This window comes from Weissella sagaensis, from assembly GCF_010306265.1.
In the GTDB taxonomy this organism is placed as follows: Bacteria; Bacillota; Bacilli; order Lactobacillales; family Lactobacillaceae; genus Weissella; species Weissella sagaensis.
This window is the reverse complement of sequence record NZ_BLKA01000001.1, coordinates 422,347-439,966: the sequence shown is the minus strand read 5'-3', so window position 1 is coordinate 439,966 and position 17,620 is coordinate 422,347. Positions and strand designations below refer to the sequence as shown.

Sequence of the window (17,620 nt, the reverse complement as noted above, 5' to 3'; positions counted from 1 at the left end):
TGTCATTGCGAAGATGAACTTGGATGATTTTCAAGGAGTTAACGCAACTTGAACGGGTGGCATCGTTATAACTGCCAATGAGGCACTGTGATAATCATAGTGTAAATAGGGATGGTAACGCGAATATTCGGCCCAAAGGCAAAAATGTCTTTGGGCCGAATATTTTTTATTATAAAGAAAATTTCGGGGGATAAATAATATGACAAGTGCAACAACAAACCAAGTTAAGTTTCCAAATCGTTATGATATTGTGGGCAGTTTTTTAAGAACAGATGCATTGAAAGCAGCACGACAACAATTTGAAGCTGGTGAAATTACTGAGGACCAATTAACTAAAGTACAACATGATGAAACTAAAAAAATTGTTGATAAGCAAGTCTCACTTGGATTAAAAGATATTACTGATGGTGAGTTTAATCGTTCTTGGTGGCATTTGGATTTTTTGTGGGGCCTAGAGGGAGTCGCAACATATGATTACCATGAAAGTTATAAGTTTAAGGATGGTCAAACACGAACTGATAATGTTGAACTGGTAGGTAAAGTTGCCTATAATCCTAATCACCCATTTTTTGATAGTTATGAATTTTTAGCATCAATTACACCAGCAGAAATTACCCCAAAGCAAACAATTCCATCACCAACGATGCTATTCCGGGACAATCGTAGTGATAACTGGTCAAAATATTATGATACTTATGATGAATATTTGACTGATTTGGCGACAGCTTATCATCAAACGATTCAACATTTTTATGATTTAGGTGCACGTTATGTGCAATTAGATGATACAACCTGGGCCTTTTTGATTAGTAAGTTACATGATAGCCAAGCAGATGCAGCGGAACATGAAAAATATGTCAAGATTGCACAAGATAGTGTGAAAGTCATTAATGATGCTTTGGCTGATTTACCTGATGATTTGACGGTTACAACGCATATTTGTCGGGGGAATTTCCAATCAACTTATTTGTTTGCAGGTGGTTATGATGATGTTGCTTCATATTTGGGCCAACTAAATTATGATGGCGTCTTTCTAGAATTCGATGATGATCGTTCAGGTTCATTTGATTCATTAGGTGAAATTTGGGCGGGCGATACGAACAAGCGGATTGTTTTGGGACTTATCACATCAAAAAAGCCTGAAATTGAAGATCAAGATGCTATCATTGCTCGTGTAAACGAAGCTGCGAAAATTGTGCCGTTAGAAAACCTGGCACTGTCGACACAATGTGGTTTTGCCTCAACTGAAGAAGGTAACAAATTAACGCAAGCCCAACAGTGGGATAAGTTAGATTTTGTCATTCAAACTGCTAATAAAATTTGGGGTTAACGTTACAATGTAAGCGCTTAAATAATTCTAGAAAAACTGTTATAATAAGTGTAACGATAAAATATTGGACAGACTAGTTTGGGGAAAGGATGAGTATGATGACGTTAACACCGCGAATATCAATTGCAACCATGATGACGGTTTTACCATTGAAAGGGGAAATTTTCTTTAAAAAAGATAAAGAAGGTTTTTTTACAACATCTGATCTAGGCCCCAAGCTACTTATAACGCTTAAAAGTCCTGCTGAAATTGCTCAAATGCTCAAAGAATTTAATTTTATGATTGATGAACATACAGTTGATGCAGATGATAATGAATTAATCCGTTATACTGATTTATCATTAGTAAACGCATAATTAAAATGCTAATTGATAGTTTTTTAACTATCAGTTAGCATTTTTATTTGAAAATAAGGAGGATATATTTTCATATCATGTTGTTCGGGTTATATTTATAATTAAGAGAAAATAATAGGAGTAATCAAATATGACGGGGATTCAACGACAAGAAGCAATTAAAGCAGCTTTAAGTAACCCAGATACAGTAATTAGTGCAAATCGATTTGCAAAGCAGCTCATGGTATCACGACAAACAATTGTGGGCGATATTGCACTATTACGTGCTAGGGGTGAACAAATTGTAGCCACACCGCAAGGGTATCGATATCAAACTAAGCAACGGCATAGTACTATAATTGTTGTACAACATAACGCACAACAAATTGAAGCGGAATTAACAGCCCTTGTTAATGCAGGCGTAACAATTGCCGATGTACAAGTTGATCATCCAGTTTATGGCCTATTGAAAGGTGAACTGGCAATTCAATCAATAACTGATGTGAAACAATTTGTTTATCATTTGAGTAAAACAAGTGGTGAACCCTTGTCTGCACTAACTGATGGGTTGCATATGCACCGCATTGAATACGAAGATGTTGCTAATTTGGAAAAAGCTAAGATTGCTTTAAAAGAACTTCATATCTTATACGAAGACTAGTTTAGGTTGACAAGACACCCCAATAGCCTTATGATATTAGACATTACAGGGGTGTCTTTACACCTGGTTAGGAGTAACTGACGATAAATTAGTCAGTAATGTGAAGTGTTGTGAGTCAAATACATAAATTGTTGACGGTGACAGGATTAGCCTGGTTGTTTGATGCTATGGATGTGGGATTATTATCGTTTATATTGGTGGCAATTCAGCAAGAATGGCATCTGTCTTCAGTTCAAGTTGGTTGGTTGGGATCTGTAAATTCGATTGGATTGGCTGTCGGCGCTGTGACCTTTGGTATTTTAGCTGATCAAAAGGGTCGAAAATTGATGCTGATGGCAACGTTATTGATTTTCTCAGTCGCTACTGGGTTATCAGCTTTTACAATGGGCTTTATTGGGTTTATTATTTTACGATTTTTTGTTGGTGTTGGACTAGGCGGTGAACTGCCTGTTGCCACGACGTTAGTTTCTGAACATGTTAGTAAGGAAAAGCGTGGTCGCATAATTGTTTTATTGGAAAGTTTTTGGGCGGTTGGCTGGTTAATTGCTAGTTTGTTAGCATACTTTGTGATGCCACAATTTGGTTGGCGAATAACCTTGATTATTTCGGCATTAACTGGATTTTACGTGTTGGTTTTACGTCGTCATTTACCAGAGGATATTAATAAAGGAACAACCAAAGGTAATCGGGAATCCGTTAGTGTTAAACTAAAAAAGTTATTCCATAAAGAATATCGTCATCAAACGATTATGCTATGGATTGTTTGGTTTATGATTATGTTTTCTTATTATGGCATCTTTTTGTGGCTACCAAGTGTGTTGATTGGTAAAGGATTTAGTACCGTTAATAGTTTTGGCTATGTTGTCATCATGACATTAGCACAATTACCAGGATACTTTACATCAGCATGGCTTGTCGAAAAATGGGGACGCAAACCAGTTATTGCCGTATTCTTATTGGGAACAGCTATTTTTGCAGCACTATTTGGATTTTCTACTAGTTTAACGATGATTATGATTTCAGGTATGTTATTATCATTCTTTAATCTAGGTGCTTGGGGTGCGATGTATGCTTATACGCCAGAATCTTATCCAGCAGCTATCCGTGCAACAGGGAATGGCTTTGCAGGAGGATTTGGTCGCTTGGGAGGTGTGTTAGGTCCGCTCTCAATTGGTTTCTTTATTGGTCATGGTTTGTCGTTTGCAAATATCTTTAGTATTTTCAGTTTGGCCTTAGTTATTGCAATTGTTGTCATCTTACTTTTAGGTAAAGAAACGCGTGGTCAAGAAATTGATTAATTAAATAAAATAAAGGTCTATCCTTGTTATATGACTAGGGATAGGCCTTTTTGGTCGTATCATGCATCTTTTTTTCTATATTTAAAATATTTAGTTGACCTTAACGTTACGTTACCCCTTATGATTGTTTTATCGTGAAAGGAATATTTTTTTAGTTATGACATATACAATTAAAACTGTTGCTAAATTATCAGGCGTTAGTACAAGGACATTAAGGTACTATGATGAAATTTCATTATTAAAACCAGCAATGATTAATTCATCGGGTTATCGCCTTTATGGGGATGAAGAGATTAATCGATTACAGCAAATTTTATATTATCGTGAATTGGATTTTAGTTTGGAAGAAATTAAACTCATTTTAGACGATCCAAAATTTGATGTTAAAAAAGCGCTACACATACAGTATCAACAGCTTTTGTCTCGTAGGGAACGCATTGAAAATTTATTGTTAAATATTAAGAAAACCATGCAGTATTATCAAGGAGAAATTGACATGACAGCTAGTGACAAATTTTCAGCATTTAAAGTACAACAAATTACACAGAATGAACAACAGTATGGGGATGAGATTCGTTCAAAATATGGTACTGATCAGGTAGATCAAGCTAATAAAAAATATTTACGATTAACACAAGCTGATATGGATGAAATGAAATTAGTTGAAAAACAGCTTTTTGAGCAATTAGCATTGTATGTTGTAACACCTGATTTGCAAGGGAAAATTGCACACGAAATATTTGAATTACACAAATTATGGCTGAGTTTTACGCTACCAGAATATTCTGCAGAGATGCATAAAGGTATCGTAACAATGTATGTTGAAGATGAACGCTTTAAAATGTATTACGATGAAAAAGAACCAGGTAGTGCAGAGGCTTTGTACCATATTATTCAACATTATGCATCGTGATAATGTTGGCATTGTTTCACGTGGAACAAGTATTATTAAGTAAAAAACCGTAAGTTGCCAAAAATGTTCTGGCAACTTACGGTTTTTATTTGATGCAAAATCTGACTTATTCAGTAGGATAAATCTTTCTAAGATTATTAATATCTTGTTCTGATAGCGCTGTAATACCCTGATCAACAGGATACATAACGGAATTTTTATTTTCTGTATGATTTAATCCAAGCGCGTGACCAACTTCATGAATAGCGGCTGATAATCGTGGGGGATATGCATTATTTAATGTTGCTTTACCATGATTATAATCAATATTTACAAAACCAGTTTGAGAATAAATTTCGGGTCCACCGACACCTAGTTCTTGGAAATTACTTTCATTTTGAGAAGGTTTATTGTAGACCCCCAATGTGAGCGTGTTTTTTGAATCACTTTGTTCTTGCGCCGTAATCTTTACAATACCAGTTTCATTATAGATATCCATGGCTTGTAAAAATATGTGTTGGGTTTGTTGTGGCACGTTATTATCAAACTTATAAGTGTAAACGTTAGATAGTTTTTTACCCCGAACAATTGATTCAATATCGTCATCAGTCTGGCTACCTTTGTCAGGCTGTGTTTCGCCTTGTTTTTTAGTAGCAATAGGTAGCTCATTTGACCATGATTTTAAATTGGTAATTAAACCACTTAATTCACTATTAATTTGTTGGCTAACCGTTGGCGTTGTTACCCAATTGTAGCCAACGAGGGCAACAATGATAAGTATGATGCCTTTAAAAAATTTCATTGTGGTTACCTTTCTGTACACCTAGACCATGGTGTAAACAATTTAAATTATAGTATATCAAATTAAGAGAAACCTTATAGATACTTTGGTGAGCTGATTGATAGAAAGATTTGACTAAGATATTTCAGTAAATTAATAAATAAAACAATAATGTTGACACGGTGTCACTTTTTGATATACTAGCACCATAGATAAGTGACACGGCGTCACCTTTTTTAGAAAGCGGGGATAAATTATGGTTTCAAATACTTTTGAACATTTAGCAGATGATAAACAATTGCGAATTAGACAGACATTGTTGCATGAATTTTCAACATATCCGCTAGCACAAGCCCAGGTAGCACGAATTGTTGCGGATGCTGGGATTGCACGAGGCGCTTTTTATAAGTATTTTAGTGATTTAACGGATGCGTATCACTATGTATTGAATATTGCATTATACGAAATTCATAAATCAATGCCGACTGTTCCAACTACTGATAATGTTGAAACCTATATTGAATCGATCAAACGTTTTGTTCAAGAAACTGATAAGACGGGATATCGTGATTTAATTGAATTACATTATCGCTATAATGAAGGATTTTTGGGTAATGAACCATCTAAGATGTTTTCTGGAGATAAGAGCGCTAACCAGTGGGCAATTACGCTTTTATACCACCAAACAATTAAAGATATTATCCTAGATCCAGGTACAATTTCAGAACGATTAGCACAATTACGATTTGTACTAACGAGAAATTAACAAGTAAAGGAAAAATTATGTTTCTAGCACTTAAAGAAATTAGAAAAGAAAAATTACGGTCAAGTTTAATCGTAGCTATGATTGTGTTGATTGGTTATCTTATCTTTATTTTGACAAGTTTAGCATTAGGATTAGCCAGACAAAATACAGATGCGATTAACTCATGGCATGTCAACCAGATTACCTTGAATGCTAATGCCAATGTAGATATGCGCCAGTCATTTTTAAGCGCTGATAATGTTGGTAAGCTAAGTAATCAAGAAGCTGTTATTGGTCAAACATCGGTTGTTGCAAAATCTAATCAACATAAACAATTATCCGCTGTATTTATTGGCTTAAAGGATACACAATTTGTTTATAAAAATATAAAACTTGAAAGTGGGCATAATGTGAACGGTGCTCATGAAATTGTTGTTGATACAGCATTTAAAACATCAGGTTATAAATTAGGTAGTCAATTAACCTTGAATGATGATAAACAAAAATATACGATTGTTGGCTTTACTGAAGGTGCAAAATTGAATATTGCACCAATTGTGTATGGTCAATTAAACACGTGGCAGCATTTACGTGGCATGACCTCAGGGCCAGTTGCATCGGCAGTTGTTTCTAAAAATGCGCATTATCAAAATAATAATACGGGTGTTAAAACTTACACCAAACAACAAGTTATTGATAAACTACCAGGTTATCAAGCCCAAACGGCAACATTTGTATTAATGATTGGCTTTTTAATGGTCATTTCATTGATTATTATTGCTGTATTTCTTTATATTTTGACGATGCAAAAAATACCAAATTACGCTGTTTTACGAGCACAAGGTGTCCCTAGCAAGGTTTTAGTTAAGGCAACCATTTCACAATCAATTTTACTAGTCATTTGTGGGCTAATGATAGCAACCGGGTTAACAGCCTTAACAGCAGTGATAATGCCAGCATCTGTACCGGTTGCCTTTGATATCCCTGTTCTCGGCGGTGTTGGTTTGGGATTATTGTTGCTGGCCTTAATTGGTAGCTTAATACCAGTTAGGTCAGTCTTGAAAATTGACCCCGTTTCGGCGATTGGAGGTTAAATATGGATTCATTATCTGTTCAAAATGTTAATCAAATTTATGGTAACGGTACAGCAAAAGTGCATGTCTTGCATGATGTGAATTTTACTGCAGAACCGGGTACGCTCAACTTAATAATGGGGCCATCTGGCTCTGGTAAAAGTACCTTCTTGACAATTATTGGTGGGTTATTGACCCCAACAAGTGGTACTGTCTCAGTGAATGGTACGAATTATACAGATCTTTCTAAAAAAGAACGGGATCAAGTTAGGTTAGAATCAATTGGTTTTGTGTTACAAGCTTATCATTTATTACCTTATCTAACAGTTGCAGATCAGTTCAAATTAGTTGATAAAGTAAAGCCTGAAGCTAATCTTACTGAAGATGAATTAAATAACGTGTTAGAAATGTTAGATATAAAGGAATTGCTGGATAAATTTCCTGGTGAATTGTCAGGAGGACAGCAGCAACGAGTAGCTATTGCACGTGCGTTGTATCCAAATCCATCGATTATTTTAGTAGATGAACCGACAGCAGCACTGGATAGCTCACGTGTTGTTGTTGTTGCTAAACTTCTAAAGGATTTAGCAGTAAAACATCACAAGTCAGTCGTAGTTGTGACTCATGATTCACGATTGATGGCGGCTGCAGATCATTTATATGAAATGACGGATGGTTATTTGACACAGAAAAATTAAATACAGTATTTTTCCATTAAAAGCCTCAGAAAAAATTTTTGAGGCTTTTTAATTGGAATTGGATAACGATAATAATGTAATTTAAATAATAACATCAATAAAATGAGAAATTTATTAAGATTATTAAAAAATGGTTTACAAAACGCTAAATTAAAAATATTATAATAAAATAATATTTCAATGAGAAAGAGGGCGTTTATGGAATTTTTAGGGGCATTTTTAATTGTTATGGTTTTTATGTTTGTGGGTGAATGGGTGTCATCTTTAACTAAAGCTTATGTACCATCAATTTTTATTTCGGCAGTTTTATTTACTATTGGGTTTTGGACAATCCTACCTAAGGATATAGTTGCTAAGGCATCATTTGGTGGTGAATTTGTTGGGGTTTGTATTCCGATTTTATTAGTTCATTTAGGAACTATGATGAATATACGTCAGTTGTTAAACCAGTGGCGCGCAGTAACGATTGCTTTGTCCGGAACACTGGGAACGATTATTTTAACGTTGACAATTGGAACCGTCTTGTTTGATTGGCATACAGTGATTGCAGCAATCCCACCATTAACGGGTGGTTTAGTATCAGCATTACTTATGACGGATGGTCTGAAGGCAGCTGGGTTATCGTCCTTAGTTGCGTTACCGGTCTCAATGTTTATTATGCATAGTATGATTGGTTATCCACTAACATCAGTGATGTTGAAAAAAGAAGGTCGTCGCTTATTACGTGAATATCGTGGTAATCCACAAGTTACAGTTGCTGAGAAGGAAGCTGTTGATACGGAGCCAAAAGCATTATTTAAATTACCAGCAAAGTATAATACTAGTGCTTTTATGTTAGCTAAAGTTGGCGTAGTTGGGTTGCTATCAATTTGGTTAGCTGGTTTGATGAATGGTGCAATTAATGCAAACGTGATTGCACTTGTTCTGGGTGTTGTTGGACATCAAATTGGTTTTCTAGAAAAAGAAATTTTGAATAAGACTAAAGTATTTAATTGGTTGATGTATGGTTTGATGGCATATGTGTTGTCACAATTAAGTGTGACAACACCAGACATGTTGGGCACAATTCTAATTCAAATCGTGGTACTAATTATACTTGGTATTTTTGGAATGTTTGTTGCTTCATGGGTTTTGTCAAAGCCTATGAAAATGAGTAAAGAAATGGCATTTGCTTCTTCATTAACTGCATTATTTGGTTTTCCGGCTGATTATGTGTTAACAAATGAGGTTATTGGTCATTTAACGACTGATGAAAATGAGAGATCTTACTTAACAAGCTATATGATGCCGAAGATGTTGGTTGGTGGTTTTGCAACAGTATCAGTAGCATCAGTAATTATTGCGTCAGTATTTTTGAAGTTATTGTAATTTTTTTGGGGGAAAAATATGAAAGTCTTATATAAGAATGCAAATGTTTTTACAGGTAATAATACGGATTTTGAGGAAGGTATTAACTTTATTGTTGATACAGATTCTGGGGAGTTTATAACAGCTACGGATGTTGATCAAGAAGTTGATTTGGTAGGTAAGTATGTAATGCCTGGGATGATTAATGCGCACACACATATAGTGGCAGATCCATATGAAAAGATTTCAACACTGGGGGATAAAGATGTGACTGCTGCAACGTCAACATTTTTAGCATTAAAGAATTTGAATGCGTTGCTAACAGATGGTGTGACTTATATTCGTGATGTTGGTTCAGTATTTGATGTGGACATTGAATTGTCGGCACTAGAAGAATGCGGTGAGTTAGTTGCACCTGGTATTATTGCTTCTGGTTATCCGCTAACGATGACAGGTGGCCATTTTAGTAATGGTAGTTATGAAGTTGATGGTGTCGATGAAGTTAAGAAGTTTGCACGTTTGGTAATGAAAAAAGGTGCACGTAATGTGAAGATGATGGCGACTGGTGGTGTATCATTTAATGGGGAAACACCTTGGGATGTTCAGATGACAGAAGAAGAACTGCGCGCAGGTGTTATTGAGGCACATCATAAGGGGAGAACAGCTTGTGCACATGCGCAGGGAACGGAAGGCATTCAAAATGCATTACGAGCAGGTGTTGATTCAGTTGAACATGCTATTTTCTTAGACGATGAAACAATTCAAATGTTTTTGGATAAAGATATTTACATTGTGCCAACTTTGACAGCGCCATGGGCAATTAATCAAAATGCTGATGAATTACCTGATTTTATGGTAAAGAAGTCATTAGCTGTTGAAAAAGCACATCGTCAAAGTATTGGACAGGCCGCTAAAGCTGGTGTTAAATTAGCAATGGGTACGGATTCAGGAACTGCTTATAATAATTTCAATAAGAATTCATCAATTGAATTAGCAATGATGGTCGATACTGGTGCAACTAATTTGCAAGCTTTGCAAGCAGCAACGATTAATGGTGCTGATCTATTAAAGATTACCGATCATGCTGGATCCATTGAAGCTGGTAAATTAGCTGACTTTATTGTGTTGGATGACAATCCAATGCAAGATATTAAGGCCTTGCAAGCCGATAAGGTTGTATACAAAAAAGGACATGTTGTGGCTTAAAACTTGTGCCATTGATGTTTCAAATTTTATGCAAATAGGTATGTGTGAATCACAGCATTAGCGTTGTAAGTAGCTTATACTTTATGGTTTAATTAATGTATGAAACAATTATTGAGTAAAATAAAACAGATTGCTAAAGATCTTTGGGAAACAACAACAGAATCATTTTTAATTAGTCTGTTGATGGCTGCAATTGTGGATATGTTTAATTATTTAAAGAAAAAATTTTAAAAATGTCTGAGGACCGGTAAAGTACCACTTTAATGTGTGCTTTACCGGTCCTTTTTAGTATATTTCATTAAACGTGAGCTAAAGTATCGGTTAATAGTGCTTTTCCTTTAGCATAATTTGTATCACGTTCGCTTTTGGGCATCATGCTGCCACCAGTTGCCCAAACAATATGTGTAGCGTTTGGGGTATTAAATGCCGGCATATTTTTGATTGTTGGTGTAATACCGGTAAAACCAGCAGCTGCAGAAGGCTCAACGGTAATATGTTGCATGTCTTGTAACTGTGCAACATAGCGATAGATATCATTATCTGGGAATGTGACACTACCAAAGAGAAGCGTGCGCATAACTTTACCAGCTAAACGGGATGGTCGACCAACAGCAAGCCCATCAGCAGCCGTTAGACCATCTAAACCAATGTCATACACTGAAATACGATTATTGAGCTGGGTCATCATGCCAAGTGTGACAGAAGGCACATGGGTGGGTTCACAGAAAATGGCATGAACGTGAGGACCTAAGATGGTTTTTAGCCCGAATGTAACACCGCTGGGACTACCACCAACGCCTGCTGGTAAGTAAACAATAATGGGATGTTCCTGATCAACTTTAATTTGTTGTGCTTTAAGTTGCTTTTGTAGACGGACGGCCGCAACAGCATAACCTAAAAATAAGTCGTTGGAACCCTCATCATCTACAAAATGACAGTTTGGGTCTGATGCAGCAGCAGCCCGTGCTTTTGGCATGACTGCTGAGAAATTGGTGTTAAATTCTTTAACGGTTACATTGTTTGCACGTAATTTATCTTTCTTCCATTGGCGAGCATCATGAGACATGTAGACCGTCGTTTTAAATCCAAATGTGGTTGCAACGATACCGACACTTAATGCAAGATTACCAGTTGAAGCAACAATAACGCTGTAATCAGCGAATAATTTCCGGAATTTAGTAGAGGCGAGAATGCTATAGTCATACATGTAAGCTAAACTCCCATGTGCAATTGCGATTTCTTCGGCAAATTTTAGGACTTCATAGATGCCACCCCGGGATTTAATTGAACCTGAAATGGGTAAAGCGTTGTCAGCTTTTAAATATAGATGGCCAGCAAGTTCATGCGCCGGTTGGTTCCAAATTTTCTGCATATGATTTAATGAAATCAGGGGTGATTCAATGATGCCGTTTGTCGCAGCTGTCTCTGGGAAAACAGTTGCTAAGTATGGTGCAAAGCGATCTAAGCGGGCAACGGCATCAAAAATATCTGTTTTTGAAAAAGGCAATGTAGCTTTTTGAGCGTAGTCTGGATTGCGCCAAAAAGTGGGTTGTTGATTAATTAAATCTTCAATTTGGGGATTTTCTGTTATCAATGTTTCTAAACTCATGTGCTATCAATCCTTTCGCCTTTAAATTTAAAATTAGTATAACGCCAAGCATTAATTTCTAGTGTAATTGTGTAAGCTAACGTCACATACAAGATATTTATTTTTAGCTGTTTTATTTTAAATGATTATTGTAGAATTATGATAAAACTTAATAGAAAATGGAGGCAATTCGCATGACGAGTCGTCACATGGGGAATGTTTCACGTATTGTTGTAAAAATTGGTACAAGTTCTTTAATGCATCCTAACGGCAAAATTGATTTGCAAGCAATCGATCAATTGAGCTATACCTTAACAGGATTAGTTAACGAAGGTAAACAAGTTATTTTAGTGAGTTCAGGTGCTATTGGGGCTGGTATGGGGCAATTAGGACTAATAAACCGACCAGAAGAGATACCCAAACAACAAGCATTAGCTTCGATTGGGCAAAGCGAATTGATGACAGTATACCAACAACGCTTTGCTACTTACGGTCAAAAAATTAGTCAAGTATTGCTGACACATGATGTATTAGATTATCCGCAGAGTCGGGAATATGTTCATAATACAATTGAACAATTACTAGATTGGGGAATTATCCCAGTCGTTAATGAAAATGATACAGTGGCAGTTGATGAGTTGGATCATCGGACAACTTTTGGTGATAATGATCAATTATCTGCAATTGTTGCGGTACGCTCACATGCGGATTTGTTAATCATGTTATCGGATATTGACGGTTTTTATACTGGCAATCCACATCAAGATCCGCATGCTAAATTAATTAAGGAATTGCATCAAGTAACGGATGATTCATTAAAAAGAGCAGGTGGCGCTGGCACTGTATTTGGTACAGGTGGGATGGCCACAAAGTTAAAAGCAGCGGCTCATATTTTACGTCATAATCACATGATGGTTTTGGCAAATGGCGCTAATCCATCAATTATTTTTAATATTATGAATGGTGAAGAAATTGGCACACTATTTATTGCAGAAAACAATAGTGAGGAATTAGATGATGACAGAATTATTAAATGAAATTGGTCAGCAAGGGAAAGCAGCTGCTTTAGCGTTATCGCAATTGTCTACGACAATAAAAAATCAGGTTTTACTTGCAATGGCTGATGCTTTAGTAGAAAAAACACCAGAAATTTTGGCAGCTAATCATGAAGATTTAGCAAGTCAGACAGGTTTAGAGGATAAGTTTATTGATCGATTAACGCTAACTGCAGATCGACTTGCTGGTATTGCTGATGGCGTTAGAAAGGTAGCTGACTTACCAGAGCCAATTGGTAATGTTGAGCGTGGTTGGACAACGGAATCGGGACTACAAATTAGTCAGAAACGGGTACCGCTGGGCGTAGTTGGTATTATTTATGAAGCACGACCCAATGTGACGGCTGATTCAGCAGCTCTTTGCTTTAAGTCGGGGAATGCCGTAATTTTACGTGGTGGTAAGGAAGCATTACAGACTAATATTAAAATGGCAGCGGTTTTGCGTGCTGTTCTAGCTGAATTTGATTTGCCACAAGATGCGATTCAGATGATTACAGAGACGTCACATGAATTAGCACAACAATTTATGCGATTGAATCAATATGTTGACGTCTTAATTCCACGTGGCTCATCACGATTAATTCAGACAGTTGTACAGCATGCAACAGTTCCAGTTATTGAAACAGGTGCAGGCAATTGTCATATTTATGTTGATGAAACAGCTGATTTACAGATGGCTGAAGACATTATCCTTAATGCGAAAACGCAACGCCCATCTGTCTGCAATGCGACCGAAAAATTATTGGTTAATGCAGCAATTGCGGCGGATTTCTTGCCAAAAATTGCGCGAGCTCTCGCTGAAAAGCATGTTGAAATTCGAGGTGACGAGCAAACTTGTCAAATCTTGGGTGACCAAGCGAAGCCGGCTCAGGTTGCTGATTGGGATACTGAGTATAATGATTATATTATTGCAATTAAAGTTGTGAATAATTTAGAAGAAGCAGTTAACCATATTAATAAACATAATACAAAACATTCTGAAGCGATTATCACGACCAATTATGAACACAGTCAACAATTTACCCAACAAATTGATGCAGCGTGTGTTTACGTTAATGCGTCAACACGCTTTACAGATGGATTTGAATTTGGTTTTGGTGCTGAAATTGGTATTTCAACGCAAAAACTACACGCTCGTGGACCAATGGGCTTAAAAGAATTAACAACAACAAAATATGTCATCTTAGGTCAAGGACAAATTAGAGAATAAAAAATGAAGTTGGGATGACATCTATAGTCCCATAATGATGGACGTAGTTAGTGTTCTAAATTTTCTTCCTCTATTAAATGGATATTACTACAAGTGCATTGTCTCATTATGAAAACGGAACAAGATAATATTAATATCTTATAAAAGTATCAATGATTCTTAGAATAGGGTTACAAAATTTACTGGAATTATAAAATGTAATATTTACAAAATGTATACTTTTAAATCTTGAAATACTTTGGAACAAATTTTATTATAAAATTGGCAAATTGATTTTTGAATATTTATTGACATCCTGTTTTTTACTGAGGAGAGTTCAAATGTTTAATGAACTAGAAAAAGACAAGTAATTGACATGCAAGACTTGTCATTGGTAGAAGGGAAAAAGCATAGTAAGAAGCGTCATGTTAAAAAAATTTCATGGCATATTAATATTGGTGGAATAGTTTCATATTAATAGGATTATTTTATTTGTAAAGAGAGTTTTTGGTAAGCATGATGCAGGTAAAAAATAAAACGACATGGCTTGTGTCTTTAGTAATAGTTTATTTAGTAATTAGTGACGGATTAGATTTTTTTTTGAATGATTTGTTACATTTATTAAATAGTCTAACGGTGACAATTTTGATAAATGTTGTGTTTTCAATTTTTATTATACAAATTTATAAAAGACAGGTAACTAATGGGCTTAATATAAAACCTAAAATATTGCTCATAATTATTCCTGTAATTGGTTTGTTATCAATTGAATTGTATGATTTTTTAACAATGAGCATATTGAACGTAAATCCAGGAGTTTCTCAAAGTTCCTTTTTAGGAGAGGTGCCTTCTTGTTTATTGGTACCATTTGTGCTTGTATTTGCACCGATAACGGAGGAACTTATTTTTCAACAAATAATTCAAGGTCAATTGTTGACTAAAATATTTAAAAAGGAAAACCGATTTAGTAAGTGGATTCGCATTTTAATAGTAACTTTTCTGTTTAGTTTAGTTCATGGATTTTCTTGGGGATTAGGTGATTTGAAAACATTTGTAGTCACAGTTATTTATTATTTTGACCTAATTTTTTTAGCAATTATATATGAATATTCGGACAGAAATATAACAATAACAATATTTACTCACGTTTTAGCTAATGCGTTAGCTACTATGACTTTTTAGTAGTATATTAAAATGTGGAATTGGTAAAGCAACGATTGATGAAGGAATAATAAAATTTAAATGAAGCATTATTAATGTTAGCGATAATTAGTAGCTTAATTATTTAGAATAAGTCATTTTATTAACATTGGTATTGCGTTAATCGAACAAAAAAGTTTTAAAGTGTACTAAAATTCGTCAAGTAGATGGTTAAAATATTATAAAATTAAATCAGGCGTACTCGCTTTTATGAATGACTTCATTCCGGTGTTTATACGGAGTGAGGTCATTTTTTCCTAAGTGTCGTTCATAGTTAAAATAATCGTTTCTTGCAACAACTATTTAAACGCATCTTTTCTTGTTAAAACAACTTATTTTGAACATCAAGCAACTGAGCTCGTCATAAATTCGACTGCTTTTTGTATAGAATTTTTAGTTAGGAAAAGTTATCTTTAATAATTTCCTGATCTATTTTTCTTTTTGATTAATTAAAAAAAGTACCAATAACTAATCTGTAAGATTAGTTATTGGTACCAAATATTTTAAAAGTTATTTGTTTTATTCCCACTCAACAGTTGCAGGTGGCTTAGCTGTAATATCATAGACTACACGATTAACGTGGGCAGTCTCATTTACGATACGACGAGAGATCTCTTCTAAGACATCCCATGGTAGCTTAGCAAAGTCAGCTGTCATACCATCAACAGATGTGATGGCACGAATGGCGATGGTGTGATCGTAAGTACGTTCATCTCCCATAACACCAACTGAGCGAACGCCTGGCAAGACTGTGAAGTATTGCCATACCTCGCCGTCTAATCCTTGCTTAGCAATTTCATCACGCAAGATAGCATCAGATTCGCGAACGATTTCTAGCTTGTCAGCAGTGATTTCACCAAGAACACGGATTCCTAGACCAGGACCTGGGAATGGTTGGCGCCAAACAAGTTCGTGTGGCATACCAAGCTTTTCGCCAAGTGAACGAACTTCATCCTTAAACAATTTGTTCAAAGGTTCGATTAATTGGAATTGGATGTCATCAGGCAATCCACCAACGTTGTGGTGTGACTTGATGGTTTGGGCCGTGTTAGTACCTGATTCGATAACGTCAGTGTACAACGTTCCTTGAGCAAGGAAGTCAATACCATCAAGCTTAGCAGCTTCTTCATCAAAGACGCGGATAAATTCATTACCAATGATTTTACGCTTCTTTTCAGGGTCAGTTACACCAGCAAGCTTGTTCAAGAAACGGTCTTGAGCATCAACTTTAATGATGTTTAGACCGAACTTATCACCAAGTGCTGCCATAACTTCGTTTGCTTCGTTCTTACGAAGTAGACCGTGATCCACGAAGATTGATGTTAATTGGTCACCAATAGCTTTGTGCAATAGCACTCCAACAACTGATGAATCAACACCACCAGAAAGTCCAAGCAAAACACGTTTGTCTCCAACAGTTTCACGAATCTTTGCGATTTGCTCGTCAATGAAATCATCCATTGACCAGTCACGGTTAGCGTGAACGGCATTATCAATGAAGTTTTCTAAAATCTTCATACCATGAACGGTATGACGGACTTCAGTGTGGAATTGCACGCCATATAATTGACGTTCTTTATTTTCCATCGCAGCAATAGGGGTGCTATCAGATGTAGCAACTGCAGTAAAGCCTTCAGGAACAGCACCGACATAATCACCATGTGACATCAAAACAGTTTGAGTCTCAGGTGTGTCAGCGAATAAGGTGCTGTTTGTATCCAAAACCTTAATCTCAGTTTCACCATATTCAGATGTGTTGTTAGCAGGTAGTACTTTACCGCCAGGCAACATATGTGCCATAAGTTGCATACCATAGCAAACACCTAAGATTGGAATGTTTAGATTAAAAATTTCTGGATCAACAGAAAAGGCACCATCAGCGTAAACTGAATTAGGACCACCAGAAAAGACTAGACCTTTAGGTTGAAGTTCTTTAATTTCAGCTGCGGTGATAGTGTGTGGCTTTAGTTCGGAATAAACACCTAATTCACGAATGCGTCGTGAAATTAGTTGGTTATATTGAGAACCAAAGTCCAATACAAGAATACTATCGTGTGTATCTGTGTTGGCCATGATATCCTCCATTTAATTTATAATTCTATTATACGTAGTTTATGATAATTTTCAATGCATGTTTATGGTAATGTTCGTAGTTGCTGTAAATAAAATAATGATTGATAAACGGGTCATTTCACATATTAAACTAATTTTTGCTAATGATT

17 protein-coding genes are annotated in these 17,620 nt (G+C 35.8%); 14 read left to right on the top strand and 3 right to left on the bottom strand.

The window, feature by feature from the left end; genetic code table 11:
* Nucleotides 1-199: 199 nt before the first annotated feature.
* The 5 genes from G7Y65_RS02255 (at nt 200) to G7Y65_RS02235 (ending at nt 4,537) form a co-directional block, all read left to right on the top strand.
* The gene (locus G7Y65_RS02255) at nt 200-1,330 is read left to right on the top strand and encodes a vitamin B12 independent methionine synthase (protein ID WP_137600352.1); all 1,131 of its coding nucleotides are present in this window, start codon (nt 200-202) and stop codon (nt 1,328-1,330) included.
* 95 nt (nt 1,331-1,425) lie between these two features.
* The gene (locus G7Y65_RS02250) at nt 1,426-1,686 is read left to right on the top strand and encodes a hypothetical protein (RefSeq protein ID WP_042492204.1); all 261 of its coding nucleotides are present in this window, start codon (nt 1,426-1,428) and stop codon (nt 1,684-1,686) included.
* Between the two features lie 130 nt (nt 1,687-1,816).
* Nucleotides 1,817-2,326, top strand: a complete 510-nt coding sequence (locus G7Y65_RS02245; RefSeq protein ID WP_042492203.1) for a transcription repressor NadR — start codon at nt 1,817-1,819, stop codon at nt 2,324-2,326.
* A gap of 167 nt (nt 2,327-2,493) precedes the next feature.
* The gene (locus tag G7Y65_RS02240) at nt 2,494-3,624 is read left to right on the top strand and encodes an MFS transporter (protein WP_137600454.1); all 1,131 of its coding nucleotides are present in this window, start codon (nt 2,494-2,496) and stop codon (nt 3,622-3,624) included.
* Nucleotides 3,625-3,781: 157 nt separating this feature from the next.
* Nucleotides 3,782-4,537 (top strand): MerR family transcriptional regulator, encoded by a 756-nt coding sequence (locus G7Y65_RS02235; protein WP_137600353.1) that lies wholly within the window; start codon nt 3,782-3,784, stop codon nt 4,535-4,537.
* Between the two features lie 106 nt (nt 4,538-4,643).
* On the opposite strand, the gene G7Y65_RS02230 is transcribed toward G7Y65_RS02235, so the two are convergent.
* Nucleotides 4,644-5,318 carry a matrixin family metalloprotease gene (locus G7Y65_RS02230; protein WP_042492199.1) on the bottom strand — a complete coding sequence of 225 codons (675 nt, stop codon included), beginning with the start codon at nt 5,316-5,318 and terminating at the stop codon, nt 4,644-4,646.
* 235 nt (nt 5,319-5,553) lie between these two features.
* Here G7Y65_RS02230 and G7Y65_RS02225 point away from each other — a divergent pair, with 235 nt between their 5' ends.
* The 6 genes from G7Y65_RS02225 to G7Y65_RS09420 all read left to right on the top strand — a co-directional run bounded on the left by G7Y65_RS02225 (nt 5,554) and on the right by G7Y65_RS09420 (nt 10,597).
* On the top strand, nt 5,554-6,063 hold the full coding sequence (locus G7Y65_RS02225) for a TetR/AcrR family transcriptional regulator (RefSeq protein WP_165314517.1): 510 nt from the start codon (nt 5,554-5,556) through the stop codon (nt 6,061-6,063).
* 17 nt (nt 6,064-6,080) lie between these two features.
* Nucleotides 6,081-7,136, top strand: a complete 1,056-nt coding sequence (locus G7Y65_RS02220) for an FtsX-like permease family protein (protein ID WP_165314516.1) — start codon at nt 6,081-6,083, stop codon at nt 7,134-7,136.
* 2 nt (nt 7,137-7,138) lie between these two features.
* On the top strand, nt 7,139-7,813 hold the full coding sequence (locus tag G7Y65_RS02215; protein WP_165314515.1) for an ABC transporter ATP-binding protein: 675 nt from the start codon (nt 7,139-7,141) through the stop codon (nt 7,811-7,813).
* Nucleotides 7,814-8,011: 198 nt separating this feature from the next.
* Nucleotides 8,012-9,181, top strand: coding sequence for a hypothetical protein (locus tag G7Y65_RS02210; protein ID WP_042492193.1), 1,170 nt, complete (start codon nt 8,012-8,014; stop codon nt 9,179-9,181).
* Between the two features lie 18 nt (nt 9,182-9,199).
* Nucleotides 9,200-10,366, top strand: a complete 1,167-nt coding sequence (locus G7Y65_RS02205) for a metal-dependent hydrolase family protein (protein ID WP_042492191.1) — start codon at nt 9,200-9,202, stop codon at nt 10,364-10,366.
* A gap of 99 nt (nt 10,367-10,465) precedes the next feature.
* Nucleotides 10,466-10,597 (top strand): hypothetical protein, encoded by a 132-nt coding sequence (locus tag G7Y65_RS09420; RefSeq protein ID WP_257607277.1) that lies wholly within the window; start codon nt 10,466-10,468, stop codon nt 10,595-10,597.
* A gap of 67 nt (nt 10,598-10,664) precedes the next feature.
* On the opposite strand, the gene dsdA is transcribed toward G7Y65_RS09420, so the two are convergent.
* Nucleotides 10,665-11,975 (bottom strand): D-serine ammonia-lyase, encoded by a 1,311-nt coding sequence (gene dsdA, locus G7Y65_RS02200; protein ID WP_042492189.1) that lies wholly within the window; start codon nt 11,973-11,975, stop codon nt 10,665-10,667.
* 173 nt (nt 11,976-12,148) lie between these two features.
* On the opposite strand from dsdA, the gene proB reads away from it, so the two are divergent.
* The 3 genes from proB to G7Y65_RS02185 all read left to right on the top strand — a co-directional run bounded on the left by proB (nt 12,149) and on the right by G7Y65_RS02185 (nt 15,380).
* A complete protein-coding gene (gene proB / locus G7Y65_RS02195; RefSeq protein ID WP_042492187.1) occupies nt 12,149-12,991 on the top strand; it encodes a glutamate 5-kinase in 843 nt (280 codons plus the stop codon).
* Nucleotides 12,969-14,219 (top strand): glutamate-5-semialdehyde dehydrogenase, encoded by a 1,251-nt coding sequence (locus G7Y65_RS02190; RefSeq protein WP_371862338.1) that lies wholly within the window; start codon nt 12,969-12,971, stop codon nt 14,217-14,219. The genes proB and G7Y65_RS02190 overlap by 23 nt, the downstream gene beginning before the upstream one ends.
* Nucleotides 14,220-14,714: 495 nt before the next feature.
* The gene (locus tag G7Y65_RS02185) at nt 14,715-15,380 is read left to right on the top strand and encodes a CPBP family intramembrane glutamic endopeptidase (RefSeq protein WP_042492186.1); all 666 of its coding nucleotides are present in this window, start codon (nt 14,715-14,717) and stop codon (nt 15,378-15,380) included.
* Between the two features lie 537 nt (nt 15,381-15,917).
* Here G7Y65_RS02185 and guaA read toward each other — a convergent pair.
* Complete coding sequence (gene guaA, locus G7Y65_RS02180; protein WP_165314514.1) at nt 15,918-17,471, bottom strand: glutamine-hydrolyzing GMP synthase; 1,554 nt, start codon at nt 17,469-17,471, stop codon at nt 15,918-15,920.
* Nucleotides 17,472-17,620: the final 149 nt, after the last annotated feature.

What these genes read in the sequence shown, in the direction of transcription:
- G7Y65_RS02215 (WP_165314515.1), top strand. Translation starts at nt 7,139, where the DNA reads ATGGATTCATTATCTGTTCAAAATGTTAATCAAATTTATGGTAACGGT.
- G7Y65_RS02255 (WP_137600352.1), top strand. Translation starts at nt 200, where the DNA reads ATGACAAGTGCAACAACAAACCAAGTTAAGTTTCCAAATCGTTATGAT.
- proB (WP_042492187.1), top strand. Translation starts at nt 12,149, where the DNA reads ATGACGAGTCGTCACATGGGGAATGTTTCACGTATTGTTGTAAAAATT.
- dsdA (WP_042492189.1), bottom strand. Translation starts at nt 11,975, where the DNA reads ATGAGTTTAGAAACATTGATAACAGAAAATCCCCAAATTGAAGATTTA.
- guaA (WP_165314514.1), bottom strand. Translation starts at nt 17,471, where the DNA reads ATGGCCAACACAGATACACACGATAGTATTCTTGTATTGGACTTTGGT.
- G7Y65_RS02220 (WP_165314516.1), top strand. Translation starts at nt 6,081, where the DNA reads ATGTTTCTAGCACTTAAAGAAATTAGAAAAGAAAAATTACGGTCAAGT.
- G7Y65_RS02205 (WP_042492191.1), top strand. Translation starts at nt 9,200, where the DNA reads ATGAAAGTCTTATATAAGAATGCAAATGTTTTTACAGGTAATAATACG.
- G7Y65_RS02250 (WP_042492204.1), top strand. Translation starts at nt 1,426, where the DNA reads ATGATGACGTTAACACCGCGAATATCAATTGCAACCATGATGACGGTT.
- G7Y65_RS02240 (WP_137600454.1), top strand. Translation starts at nt 2,494, where the DNA reads ATGGATGTGGGATTATTATCGTTTATATTGGTGGCAATTCAGCAAGAA.
- G7Y65_RS02185 (WP_042492186.1), top strand. Translation starts at nt 14,715, where the DNA reads ATGATGCAGGTAAAAAATAAAACGACATGGCTTGTGTCTTTAGTAATA.
- G7Y65_RS02245 (WP_042492203.1), top strand. Translation starts at nt 1,817, where the DNA reads ATGACGGGGATTCAACGACAAGAAGCAATTAAAGCAGCTTTAAGTAAC.
- G7Y65_RS02190 (WP_371862338.1), top strand. Translation starts at nt 12,969, where the DNA reads ATGATGACAGAATTATTAAATGAAATTGGTCAGCAAGGGAAAGCAGCT.
- G7Y65_RS02210 (WP_042492193.1), top strand. Translation starts at nt 8,012, where the DNA reads ATGGAATTTTTAGGGGCATTTTTAATTGTTATGGTTTTTATGTTTGTG.
- G7Y65_RS02230 (WP_042492199.1), bottom strand. Translation starts at nt 5,318, where the DNA reads ATGAAATTTTTTAAAGGCATCATACTTATCATTGTTGCCCTCGTTGGC.
- G7Y65_RS02225 (WP_165314517.1), top strand. Translation starts at nt 5,554, where the DNA reads ATGGTTTCAAATACTTTTGAACATTTAGCAGATGATAAACAATTGCGA.
- G7Y65_RS02235 (WP_137600353.1), top strand. Translation starts at nt 3,782, where the DNA reads ATGACATATACAATTAAAACTGTTGCTAAATTATCAGGCGTTAGTACA.
- G7Y65_RS09420 (WP_257607277.1), top strand. Translation starts at nt 10,466, where the DNA reads ATGAAACAATTATTGAGTAAAATAAAACAGATTGCTAAAGATCTTTGG.